General features: G+C 38.6%; 13 protein-coding genes and 1 pseudogene. 9 read left to right on the top strand and 5 right to left on the bottom strand.

Annotated elements, in window-relative coordinates; translation table 11 throughout:
- Positions 1-205 (top strand): Lrp/AsnC ligand binding domain-containing protein (locus H4J50_RS03195; protein WP_182254408.1); only part of this gene is annotated, 205 nt, incomplete at its 5' end.
- 472 nt (positions 206-677) lie between these two features.
- Here H4J50_RS03195 and H4J50_RS03190 read toward each other — a convergent pair.
- Positions 678-875: pseudogene (locus H4J50_RS03190) on the bottom strand (response regulator transcription factor); the annotation flags it as partial.
- Positions 876-1375: 500 nt separating this feature from the next.
- Here H4J50_RS03190 and H4J50_RS03185 point away from each other — a divergent pair.
- From H4J50_RS03185 to merA, 5 genes are all read left to right on the top strand, one after another.
- Complete coding sequence (locus H4J50_RS03185) at positions 1376-1795, top strand: MerR family DNA-binding protein (RefSeq protein ID WP_108455583.1); 420 nt, start codon at positions 1376-1378, stop codon at positions 1793-1795.
- A gap of 98 nt (positions 1796-1893) precedes the next feature.
- Positions 1894-2247 (top strand): mercuric transporter MerT family protein, encoded by a 354-nt coding sequence (locus H4J50_RS03180; RefSeq protein ID WP_182254406.1) that lies wholly within the window; start codon positions 1894-1896, stop codon positions 2245-2247.
- A 54-nt stretch (positions 2248-2301) separates the two neighbouring features.
- Complete coding sequence (locus H4J50_RS03175) at positions 2302-2622, top strand: heavy-metal-associated domain-containing protein (protein WP_182254404.1); 321 nt, start codon at positions 2302-2304, stop codon at positions 2620-2622.
- 9 nt (positions 2623-2631) lie between these two features.
- Complete coding sequence (merC, locus tag H4J50_RS03170) at positions 2632-3051, top strand: organomercurial transporter MerC (protein ID WP_182254402.1); 420 nt, start codon at positions 2632-2634, stop codon at positions 3049-3051.
- Positions 3052-3089: 38 nt separating this feature from the next.
- Positions 3090-4703, top strand: a complete 1614-nt coding sequence (gene merA / locus H4J50_RS03165) for a mercury(II) reductase (protein ID WP_182254400.1) — start codon at positions 3090-3092, stop codon at positions 4701-4703.
- 96 nt (positions 4704-4799) lie between these two features.
- On the opposite strand, the gene H4J50_RS03160 is transcribed toward merA, so the two are convergent.
- Genes H4J50_RS03160 through H4J50_RS03145 form a run of 4 tightly spaced genes read right to left on the bottom strand, consistent with a single transcriptional unit; the run spans position 4800 to position 8550 of the window.
- The gene (locus H4J50_RS03160) at positions 4800-5582 is read right to left on the bottom strand and encodes an ABC transporter permease (protein ID WP_182254398.1); all 783 of its coding nucleotides are present in this window, start codon (positions 5580-5582) and stop codon (positions 4800-4802) included.
- Positions 5582-6310, bottom strand: coding sequence for an ABC transporter ATP-binding protein (locus H4J50_RS03155; RefSeq protein WP_182254396.1), 729 nt, complete (start codon positions 6308-6310; stop codon positions 5582-5584). The genes H4J50_RS03160 and H4J50_RS03155 overlap by 1 nt, the downstream gene beginning before the upstream one ends.
- Positions 6307-7287: a YVTN family beta-propeller repeat protein gene (locus tag H4J50_RS03150; protein ID WP_182254394.1), complete on the bottom strand. Its 981-nt coding sequence runs from the start codon at positions 7285-7287 to the stop codon at positions 6307-6309. The genes H4J50_RS03155 and H4J50_RS03150 overlap by 4 nt, the downstream gene beginning before the upstream one ends.
- Positions 7288-7302: 15 nt before the next feature.
- Positions 7303-8550: an ABC transporter substrate-binding protein gene (locus H4J50_RS03145; RefSeq protein ID WP_259366144.1), complete on the bottom strand. Its 1248-nt coding sequence runs from the start codon at positions 8548-8550 to the stop codon at positions 7303-7305.
- A gap of 306 nt (positions 8551-8856) precedes the next feature.
- On the opposite strand from H4J50_RS03145, the gene pedF reads away from it, so the two are divergent.
- From pedF to H4J50_RS03130, 3 genes are all read left to right on the top strand, one after another.
- A complete protein-coding gene (gene pedF / locus H4J50_RS03140) occupies positions 8857-9297 on the top strand; it encodes a cytochrome c-550 PedF (protein ID WP_108455575.1) in 441 nt (146 codons plus the stop codon).
- The gene (locus H4J50_RS03135) at positions 9284-10186 is read left to right on the top strand and encodes an ABC transporter substrate-binding protein (protein WP_182254392.1); all 903 of its coding nucleotides are present in this window, start codon (positions 9284-9286) and stop codon (positions 10184-10186) included. The genes pedF and H4J50_RS03135 overlap by 14 nt, the downstream gene beginning before the upstream one ends.
- Positions 10187-10398: 212 nt before the next feature.
- Complete coding sequence (locus H4J50_RS03130) at positions 10399-12162, top strand: PQQ-dependent methanol/ethanol family dehydrogenase (RefSeq protein WP_182254391.1); 1764 nt, start codon at positions 10399-10401, stop codon at positions 12160-12162.
- The last annotated feature ends 210 nt before the right edge of the window (positions 12163-12372 follow it).

The following is a 12372-nucleotide window of genomic DNA, read 5'->3' as shown; positions in this document are numbered from 1 at the left end:
CAATAATAATATCCAGCAGTGTTATTACATTACAGGTGAAGCGGATTTCGTACTGATAGTGACAGCAAAAGATATGGAAAATTTCGAAGAGTTTACTCAATTATTTTTTTTTAGTGATATCGCTGTTCTGCATTTTAAAACATCTGTTGTTATGGGCAGAACAAAAGTTAGCTTAGCACTACCCCTTAATTGTGTAGATATATAAAGCATGTTTCTAAATCATGATAATTAAAAGAATATAGTTTCTTCTGGTGAAATTATGACAGGCACAGATTTTGCCGTGAGTTGATCTGTCATGATGTGATGGTCGCTTTATCAACCCAAGTTTGGAGTTTGTATACCAAGAGGCGTTAACGCCATAGAAAATACTGCTAATGTCAGCAATCATTGAAAATAGCTGACATAAAAATGGAGTTTTTTGCTCTAATAATTTAGACCGATTTGTGGCATGACCTGAACTGTGTTGATGAATGCTCGACTTCCGCTTTTGGCTAGCTGAAGAAGTCTCTAATGGTCACTAGCTTAATGTTAACAAAGATACGATTTCGGACGTTAGTCTTGGCTTACCTAACGACAAGTGAACCGACAAATAAGACTTAAGTGAATTCAAAATATTAGACCCTAATGAGGTAAACAACATTGCTGACATTTCAACGAACCTGACCCCACAGGTATATAATAGCTTTTAAAATAGTTGTTCCATCAACAGATGGCAGCATCAAATCAAGAATTAATAAGGAATATTTACCAGATAACACCATACTTAGCCCTTCAGAACCATCACCAGTATCATCAACAGTGAAACCTAAATTTGATAAGCCTATTTTTAAACTTCTTCTCAATGAAGTTGAATCTTCAATAATTAATACTTTCAATTTATAGGTTGCCGACTTTATTTGTAATAATAATAAGTTAACAAACTAAACTTAAGACCCACTGAATTTACGCTTAAATAAAGTAACTTTATGGGTTTATTTTGACAGTAGTTAAAATAGTCTCAGATGTCGCAGTGAGCTTCATTCTTTGAGTAAGCTTTAGTATCGAAATAAAGATACTCACAGAGTTTGGTTTAGCACATAGTTATTGTTAAAAAATAGAATATAAACGAAAGCAACGGGATTATCCCCTCCAACAAAAAAGTATTAAATTTTGATTAGCACTAGCCTAGATATGTTCATGGTTTAGCATCAATTTATTTTTGATATTTTTCAATGTTCAGAAGACATAATTCTATCTTCGCCTTGATAGGCAACTAAATATAACAAAACAGTCATAAACAAGTAGCCATTCCTTAGTTGACATTAAGGAGGTTGAATATACATGCCTATATTAAGTCTGTACTATAAGAACAGTCTACAATAAAGATCTGATACATATGAATAGAAAGAACTCACCTTTAACCATAGGTCGGTTAGCAAAAGCTGCTAATGTAAATATTGAAACAATTCGGCATTATCAACGTAAGAATTTAATCATTGAGCCTGAAAAGCCTCTGGGTGGTTTTCGTCATTATCCCACTTCGAGTATAGATAGAATTCGTTTTATAAAACGTGCTCAGCAAATTGGCTTTTCATTAGAAGAAATAAAGCAATTGTTAAATTTAGGTGATAAAAATTGCGGAGATGTACAAACGCTAGCACAAGAAAAACGAAATAAAATAGCACAACAAATATTGGGATTACTTACCATTCAAACAGCTTTAGACGAGTTAATATCAACCTGCCATAGTGACATTGAAGAAGAGCAGTGCGGCTTTATCGAAGGATTATCTCAGAAAGGTTTTCTGGAAAATTAATATTAACACCATCATAAATTAATTTAAATTACCTATTGACTCTGGACTACACCCCAGAGTTTAAGCTACCTCATATTATCTTTATATGGGATCTAGTTATGTCAAATTCATCAACATCAAATCGTTCTTTATTGTTAGCTATTACAGCAGGTCTTGGTGCATCTGCCTGCTGCATCGGTCCGCTGCTACTATTATCACTCGGTTTCGGTGGTGCATGGGTCGGAAACCTTACGGCAATGGCACCTTATAGTGGCTATTTTTCCGCTATAACCCTCCTTATCTTGGCTGTTGTTTTTCATAAACTATATGTTGCTGAACAAAAATGTGAAGAAGGTGCCTTTTGCGCTAACCCAAAGATAGTAAAAAAACAGCGCATCATTTTTTGGATAGTCAGTATTATCCTTATCGCAATGATGAGTTTTCCATATTATGCAGATTACATAGTTGAATAATAAGACTATAAGTAAATTTATATTTGTATATTTAAATTTGAAGAGGAATAAAAAATGAAAAATATTATTAGCATTACCCTACTTTTAAGCTCCCTATTTATTCTTGGGAATGCAGTGGCAACGGTAAGTGAAAAAGCTAATTTTATAGCTGCTCCAGTAATGTCGGAGAAGTTATTCAATATTGAAAAGATGACCTGCAAAATGTGTCACATCACTGTACGCAAAGCGATGGAGAAAGTTGAAGGTGTTGTAAAAGCGACTGTTAATTATGAGAATAAAACAGCCACCGTTACATTTGACCCTAAAAAAACTGACATTGAAGCTATAGCGTTAGCATCAACCAATATTGGCTATCCAGCTACATTAAAGAAATAGAGGGGAATTATGTTTAATCCTTTGAAATTACTTACTCGTGTTGGCGATAAAGCTGGATCGTTAGGAGCCGTTGTATCAGCGATGGGATGTGCCATGTGTTTTCCTGCTATTGCCAATATTGCGGCCGCTTTAGGTATGGGTTTTTTAGGACAGTGGGAAGGATTGTTCGTTAACACATTATTTCCACTATTTGCTTCATTAGCTTTGGTGGTGAATATTCTAGGTTGGTTTAGTCACCGCCAGTGGCATCGTAGTTTGCTCGGATCAGTTGGGCCGATTTTAGTCTTATTATCATTATATCCATGGTTTCAATACGGATGGAGTTCATACGCAACTTATACAGGGCTAGGGCTAATGGTTGCTGTGTCGATATGGGATATGGTCTCTCCGGCAAGTCGTCGCTGTGATGATGATTCATGCCCGGCATAACACGAGAAATTTAACTTATAATTATTGGAAGTATTAACATGATAACTTTATCGATTAAGGGTATGACTTGTAGTAGTTGTGCCGACCAGATTAAAAAAGCAGTTAAAGCTATTGATGGAGTATGGACAATTAATATTTCATATCCTGATGCAATGGCTGAAATTGAAACTGTAGATGACATTAAGCGGTGTGAAATTGTTGATGCCATTGAAGCTTTAGGCTATACAGTTTCGGAATTAAATGCTGCAACAACGGAACAATTGCATGTCGCTATTATCGGTAGTGGCTCCGGAGCATTTGCTTGTGCTATTAAAGCTGCGGAAGGTGGCGCAAGAGTCACCATGATCGAAGGTGCAGACATTATCGGTGGCTGTTGCGTCAATGTTGGGTGTGTGCCATCTAAGATACTTATCCGTGCTGCCCAATTAGCTCATCAACAACGCACAAATCCATTTGATGGTCTTGAAAATAGTCAGCCTCAAATTAACCGCTCGTTACTAGCGCTACAACAAACATCACGTGTTGAAGAGTTGCGAGGTGCAAAGTATCAAAAAATTTTAGATAACAACCCAGCATTAACCTTATTGAAAGGTTACGCACGCTTTAAAAATGAAAATACTTTACTGGTTAAAAAATCAGATGGAAGTGATGAAGAACTGATTGCAGATCGTATCTTAATTGCAACGGGATCTACGCCTTCTATTCCGTCTATTAATGGATTAGCCGACACTCCCTTTTGGACATCAACAGAAGCACTATTTGCTGAAGCGTTACCTGCGAGTTTAATCGTAATAGGCTCGTCTGTTATCGCTTTAGAGATTGCCCAAGCTTATGCACGTTTAGGTAGCAATGTTACCGTATTAGCACGCCATACCTTATTGTATGCAGAAGACTCATTGTTAGGCGAAAAGCTAACTGAGTGTTTTGAAAAAGAAGGCATTCGCGTACTTAATAACACACAAGCGAATAAGGTTATTCATGATGGAAGTACATTCTCATTAGAGACTAATGAAGGGACTTTAAAAACAGACAAGTTACTTATCTCGACTGGCCGTCATGCTAATACGGCACAGCTTGGCTTAGAAAGTGTTGGTGTGAAAACACAAAAAAATGGTGCCATCGTAGTCAATGATAAAATGGAAACGTCAACGGCAAATATTTATGCCGCTGGTGATTGCTCTACTATGCCTCAATTTGTTTATGTTGCTGCCGCTGCGGGTAGTAGAGCGGGTATAAATATGACGGGTGGGGATACTAGGCTCGACCTATCAACAATGCCAGCTGTTATCTTTACCGATCCACAAGTTGCCACCGTAGGCTTAACCGAAGAGCAAGCCAATAAAGATGGGTTTAATGTCATTAGTCGAGTATTAGACATGGAAAACGTGCCACGCGCATTAGCCAATTTTGAAACGGACGGGTTCATTAAACTAGTAGCGGATAAGCCAACAGGTAAAATTCTTGGCGCACAAATACTTGCTCATGAAGGTGGGGAGTTGATACAAAGTGCCGCACTCGCTATTCATAATAACATGACAGTTGATGACCTTGCAGGACAGCTATTTCCATACTTAACTATGGTAGAAGGACTAAAATTATGTGCACAAACATTTAGTAAGGATGTCTCTGAACTTTCATGTTGTGCAGGTTAGTCCCATAGTTCACGGCTAATTTAGGCTCATCGTTTACGTTAAAAACACAATACCAACGTCAACCTTGAGCTTAAGGATGGTGATTTTAATTAATTTTTACTTACGCCCAAGCTGTGGCTTAAAACTCATCAGCGCAAAAAATGATGCAATGCTGGTGGCAATTAATACCGTTAACAATGCCGAAAAATTCAATTGCCCATAAAGTGCGAATCGTAATAACTCAACACAGGCTGTAAAAGGGTTAAACTGACAAAGCCAATATAACCAAATGCTCGCTTCTTTCATTTTCCAAAGCGGGTACAAGGCGCTAGATAGAAAAAACATTGGGAAAATAACAAAATTCATCACGCCAGCAAAGTTCTCTAATTGTTTAATCAAGTTAGACAACATCAGCCCCAACGCGCCAAGAAAAAACGCAATCAAGAAAATAGCGGGTATTGCACTCAAATAACCTAGCAGTGGAATATCTACATCAACTAATTGGGCAAAAAGTAAAAAAATAACGACTTGTAAAAGCGACAACAAAGCACTGGCAATTAACTTACAAAACAATAGGTATGGCCGTGGTAATGGGCTCATTAATAGCACTTTCATGCTACCCATTTCGCGATCATAAACCATAGAAAGCGAGCTTTGCATGCCGTTAAATAAAATGATCATGCAACAAAGACCAGGGGTAATATATTGTTGATAGGTAATATAAGTGCCGTAAGGTTCCATAATTGACACACCTAGTGCTGCCCTGAAACCTGCTGCAAATACTACTAACCACAATAAAGGCCTAACGAGTGCGCTAAGTAAGCGAGAACGTTGTTGAAAAAAGCGTAAAACTTCACGTTTAACAATGCCATTAAAACAATACAGATATTGGCTGCTCATTAGATAAGCTCCGTACTAGTAGTTAATCGGCGATACAGCTGATATATATCGTCAACGTTATGCGTATTACATAACTCTCGACTTAAACCCTGTGCGGTGATTTTTCCTTCGTTGATCAGTATAAGTTGATCATTCTCGGCTATTTCATCAATTAAATGAGTAGCCCATAACACGCAAATATCTAAATCTTTGCAGAGTTTGCCTACATATTCAGTGATCATTTTTCTGCTATCAATGTCTAAGCCAACAGTAGCTTCATCTAACAACAAGACTTTGGGTTGATGAATTAACGCGCGGGCAATTTCAACTCGACGACGATGGCCACCATTTAATGAACGTACTTTGTCATTAAGTCGCTGCGTTAATTGTAATTGCGATAATATATCGCTGATATTGCTTAATGCTTGCGATGCTGAAATGCCATGCAACGCGGCATAATAAACTAAATTTTGTTTTACAGATAAATCTAAATCTAGCGTACTTTGCTGAAAAACCACGCCCATCGAACGCATGATTTTAGAGCGATTTTCTTTAAGGTCATAACCATTAATATTAACACTACCAGTACCTGCTTGAGAAAGGCCTGTTAACATTGAAAATAAGGTACTTTTCCCAGCTCCATTTGGCCCAAGTAACACGTTAAAACCACTGTTAATTTTTAGGCTTAAATTATCAATTGCCGTTTTTTTACCATAATGAAAACTGAGTTGATGAGTAACTATGCTCATGGCACGCTTCGTATCACTACGCCCCACGGATAACGCCCTACTTTGATGGATTTAGTCACCTTCATTTGTTTAACATCTATCACCGAAACATCACCACTAATGCCATTGGTTGTTAACAATTGGCTTTGATCATCATTAAAGGCCAATTGCCAAACACGGCGACCCACTAACAAGTATTTATCGACTTCCATGGTTTTACGGTCGATAACCGCCACATGATTTGCTGGGCCAAGCGCCACAAAAGCGTAACGACCATCGCTTGATAATTCTATCCCTACAGGTTGAACTCGGTCACGGTGAATGCCGCGAATAGCAAAAGTAAACTCTTTAACAATTTCTTGTGTATTCACGTCAAGCACCACCACTGCCCCGCCAATTTCAGAGCTAACCCAGAGAAACTTGCCGTCGTCAGTAAATTTAGCCGAACGAGGCCGAGCGCCAACTAACGTGTTGGCAAAGTTGGTATTATTTTCAGTGTGTATCCAATGCACCATATTGGTGGTTTCTGAGGTAACCACCACAATTTTTCCATCAGGACTAACCGCTAAACCCTCAGGCTCAACCCCGACATCAATTTGAGCAATAACAGTTGCTGTTTCAATATCAATAACAGTAAGTAGCGCATCATCTTCATTCGAGGTATAAATAATTTTACCGTTTGGGTGTAATGCGATAGTTTCAGGGTCTTCACCTGAAGGCAGTTCACCTACAATTTGCTCAGTATTAAGGTCTAAAATTTGAATTCGGTCTGACTCGCTGGCACAAATATAGGCAAGCGTGTGTTGTTTATTAAAAATAATGCCGCGCGGTCGTTCACCAACAGGTATGGTTTTGATGACTTTATTTTGGCTTAAGTCGATCACCGAAATATTATCGTCTTTCTCATTGGTAACATAAGCAAGTTCAGCGGCATTACTAGTGCTGATACATAAAACCGAAGCGAAGCATAATAAGCTAACAAAGTTTATATTTTTCATAAGTAATGGTGAGCCTTATTTACAGAGAGATTCTTGAGCATCAAAGCCAAGCGTATCAAGTTCAGTGATCGGATGTAACATACCAGGCTGAGGTGATTGCGACACCAAAGCATGAGGATGCACCAGCGCAAGCGGCATTCTTAACTGTCGGTTCCAAGACCTAAAACTAAGTTTACGACCTTTGTATGCAGCGAGTTCAAATTTATCTGAACTAATATAATTTGTCAGTTTTTCACTGTCTTTAGAATGCAGCTTATGTACAGATTGGGCAACACTTCTAACGGCTAAGTATCCTGAAAAGTCAGTTTCATTCATTGCACGACCCGCTAAGTCAGTAAAACGGTTTTGCAATTGTGTTGCGCCCCACTGTTCAATTGCGCCATGCCAAGCTAAAGCCTCTAAACCCGCTGAGCCGATAACGGGACGCGGTAAATAAGTATTAAAAGGAATGAACTCGGCAAAGTCTTTGCTTTTATCAGCGACATAAACGGCATCATAATCTTGTACCGTTTGTGTAAATAGTGGAATTTCTTGTTGAGTGCTGCGTCTAAGGTCAGTATTAAAGTCCCATTGTTTTTCATCGATAAGTTTTATACCAAAACGTTTCGCTGAGCGTTTAAAAGAATTCGCCAATTCAATATCTTCTACTTTGCTGCCCTGAACTAATAACACCTTATTCATACGACGATACAATAACCACTGCGCAAGCGCGTCAGACTTCATCGCGTTACTCGCACTGGTATGAAATAACTTAGCTAAACACTGAGTAGAGCGCAGAACGTCTGCCGACTCGCTCGCATTAAAGAGTAACACTGACTTATTTTTCGCCCAGTGATCAACCTTTATTAACTCAGCTAAGGGTGCATCAAGAATAAATATTTGTCGCCCTTGTAAATATTGCGCATCTAAGTAATGTAAAAATTCATCGCTTTTAGCGCTAGTGAAATGGCTTAACGTAAAATGTTGTTTTAAAAATTTACCCGTAGTATTGGAATCATTAATCGCGAGTTTAGCACCCATAAAACCACTATTTTCAGGTGTTTTAAAAATATTCAGCGCATTGCTAGGCTGTTGTTGATCAAACTTAACATAGCTTATTTCCAGTGTAATGGACTGGGGTTGTGCCAAAGATGTTAAACAAAATAGTGACAAACCGACAGCAAATAGCTGTTTTTTAGCACTTATATTTACCATCGTAGACATAGATTGGGTAAATATAAACACGGTAAAAATAACAACAATAAACATAGCGAACTCAAACATTTGCAAAGTCCCAAGACTATATAGTTATATATATAGTCGAATAAAGGTTAAATCGAATTAATAACTCTTAGCATATAGAATAATCACTTAAATTTAAAATCATAAGCACTCACTAAAAATAAAGACAAAGCACTGATTTTTATAACCATAACAACAAATTACACTCAACGCATACGATAAACTCATACTAAAGGAGGAGACCTAACGCGCTAAAGTATAATTCTTGAAGCTTGCACACAACCTTATCATTAGGCTATAAAAATTAAACTCCACGAATAATTTACATAGAACACGAGGTACTCAACAATGATAAAACTTAATAAAGGCCGCTGCTATTTAATTGCATTCATATCAATTTGTTCATTCGGCATTGCGGCTCATGGCCCAGTAACACCACAGTCAATTGATACCTCAACACTGCCCGCCTTAGGCGAAGAGTGGAGTGAAACTAACCCATATCGCGAATCAGAAGGTGACATCCGCGAAGAAATTTTACGTGTTGGCGCATCAGCGTATAACCAAAATTGTGCTCGCTGTCATGGTTTAGAAGGTATTTCAGGTGGTATTGCCCCTGACTTACGTGAACTTGCAAGCGATTATGACGGTGATGAGTGGTATGTTTACCGTGTACAAAACGGCGCAGTACGTAACGGCGCAGTTTATATGCCGAAAATGACAGAGCACTTAAATCAAGAAGCGCTGTGGTCTATTCGCACATGGTTAGAGTCAGTCAGTGAAAAAGAATAACTTTAACGCGTTAATTTTTTGGCTAAGTTGTTGTGGCATTTTTTGCACAACAACTTTTGCTCGATCCTACGATGACATTATTGAAAGTAATGAAATTGTTGTCGCGGTATATCGTGACTACATCCCATTTTCGTATCAAGAAAATGGCGAAGCTAAGGGTATTGACGTTGCATTAGCAAAGCATATTGCCAAAAAATTAGGTGTCGAAGTTCGCTTTAGGTGGGTAACCGCTGATGAAAACGTACAAGGCGACTTACGTAATAACCTTTGGAAAGGACATTTTCTAAAGCGCACAGTAGCAGACTTAATGCTACGCGTTCCTTACGACAAAGCATATTCTCAACTTCGAGATGATATTGGTGAACTGGTGCATGAACAAGTACACATGTTCGCGCCCTACCATACTGAATCGTGGAAAATAATTTTCAATAATCAAAAGATTGAAGATGTAAGTACCATGGCCGTGTTTCAATATCACGATATCGGTGTAGAAGTAGATTCAATTCCCCAGTTTTACTTAATGTCGGTTTTTAACGGTCGAATGAGTAAAAGAACCAAACAATTTAATTCGGTGGAATTAGCTGTTTCAGCCATGCATGAACAAAAAATTGATGCGGTAATGGGGTTAAGAAGTCAGGTAAGCTATTACCAGCACCAACTTGCATCACCCAATTATCAATTAGCGTCAAATGCCTTTCCTAATATTGGTAAACAACAATGGGATATTGGCATGGCGGTTAAAAGTGACTATCGCCAACTAGGTTATGCGGTTACTGACATTGTTGAAGAAATGATTGCTTCAGGAAAAATGAAAAAACTTTTCGAAGATCATCATGCTGTTTATCAACTTCCTGGTTTGTACTCGGTTGCTATGGAGTCGCCTCAATAACACACTTTTTTTCATCCCTTAACTCATACTAAGTGATGAAAAAAATTCGACCGCTGAGTGATAGTCAATAAAAAAACCAGAATATAACATGGCTGTAGACTGTAAAAATGCATTGATTCGAACAATTAAACACCTTGAATCTAACCAAGCCTACAGGAAGATAAAAAGACAAAATATCGTTAAGTATATTTAAACCCCAAGAGGAAATAACAATGATAACAGCAGGTAAAAATAAAATATTGTCATTATCTATTGTCATGTCTTTAACGTTTACAAGCCTAGTACAAGCTGGTGTAACCGATAAAGACATTGCTAATGACCAAATGACAACTAATGACGTAGTGACCTACGGACTTGGCCTAAAAGGTCAGCGTTACAGTCCACTTGATAAAATAAATACCGAAACAGTAAAGCAAATGCATCCCGTTTGGTCTTTTTCATTAGGCGGCGAGAAGCAACGTGGTCAAGAATCACAGCCGATGGTTAAAGACGGCGTTATGTACATTACCGGTTCATACTCTCGTGTATATGCGATCAACGTACATACCGGTGACGAACTTTGGCAATACGATGCAAGATTACCCGATGGCATTATGCCGTGTTGTGACGTTATTAACCGTGGTGTTGCGCTTTTCGATGACTTAGTCATTTTTGGTACGCTAGATGCAAAACTTGTCGCGCTACATAAAGACACCGGTAAAGTGGTTTGGAAAAAGAAAGTAGAAGACTATAAAGCAGGTTATTCGATTACTGCTGCCCCTATTATTGTTAAAGGTAAAGTCATCACAGGTGTTGCCGGTGGTGAATTTGGCGTAGTCGGTAAAGTGAGAGCTTACGATGCTATTAATGGCAAGTTAGTTTGGGAACGTCCAACCGTTGAAGGCCATATGGGCTACATCTGGAAAGATGGCAAAAAAATGGAAAATGGCATTTCTGGTGGCAAACCAGGCCAAACATGGCCAGCAGAGCTTTGGAAATCAGGTGGCGCGGCGCCATGGTTAGGCGGTACTTATGATGCTGACGTAGATTTACTTTTCTTTGGTACGGGTAACCCGGCACCTTGGAACTCTCATTTACGTCCAGGTGATAACCTTTTCTCATCTTCACGTTTAGCTATCGACCCAGATACTGGCAAAATTGTATGGCATTTCCAAACAACGCCGCATGATGGTTGGGATTTTGATGGTGTAAACGAACTTATCTCTTTCGATTACAAAGAAAAAGGCAAAACGATTAAAGCAGCTGCTACAGCTGACAGAAACGGCTTCTTCTACGTACTTAATCGTGAAAATGGTGACTTTATTCGTGGTTTCCCATTTGTAGATAAAATTACTTGGGCTTCAGGGCTTACTGATAAAGGTCGTCCAATCTTTGTTGATAGCAACAGACCTAGTGATCCGAGTAAATCTAAAGATGGTAATAAAGGTAGTACTGTTGTTTCAGCGCCAGCCTTCTTAGGTGCAAAAAACTGGATGCCTATGGCTTACAGCCAAGATACTGAATTATTCTATGTGCCTTCAAACGAATGGCAAATGGATATTTGGAATGAGCCTACAGCCTATAAAAAAGGTGCTGCATACTTAGGTGCTGGTTTCACTATTAAAGCCATTAACGAAGACTATATTGGCGTACTAAAAGCAATCGACCCTAAAACCGGTAAAGTTATTTGGCGTTATAATAACTACTCTCCTTTATGGGGTGGTGTTCTAGCGACTGCGGGTAACTTAGTATTTACTGGTACGCCAGAAGGTTATCTATTAGGTCTTAACGCTAAAACAGGTGAAGTAAAATATAAATTTAACACGGGTTCAGGCATCGTAGGTTCTCCTATTACTTGGGAAATGGATGGCGAGCAATACTTGTCAGTACTTTCTGGTTGGGGTGGCGCAGTTCCTTTATGGGGCGGTGACGTTGCAGAACGTATTAAACACTTTAACCAAGGTGGCAGTGTTTGGACGTTTAAATTACCTAAGTAATTACACATTGGTCTAATGACAACGCTACTCCCATAGCGACGTAACATCAGACCATACTCCTTGTATTTAAAAAGCTTTTGAAATTTTTCAAAAGCTTTTTTTTATCGTTTAAATTTGTTGCAGCCCTTTTATTACAGTCCTATGAAATTTGTTACAGCCCTATGAAAATCGAGCAACTCGTCCCAAAGTATGATGTTTTTAAAGCCTATG

This window comes from Colwellia sp. 6M3, assembly GCF_014077595.1.
Classification (GTDB): domain Bacteria; phylum Pseudomonadota; class Gammaproteobacteria; order Enterobacterales; family Alteromonadaceae; genus Cognaticolwellia.
This window is presented reverse-complemented; position numbering and strand designations above follow the sequence as displayed.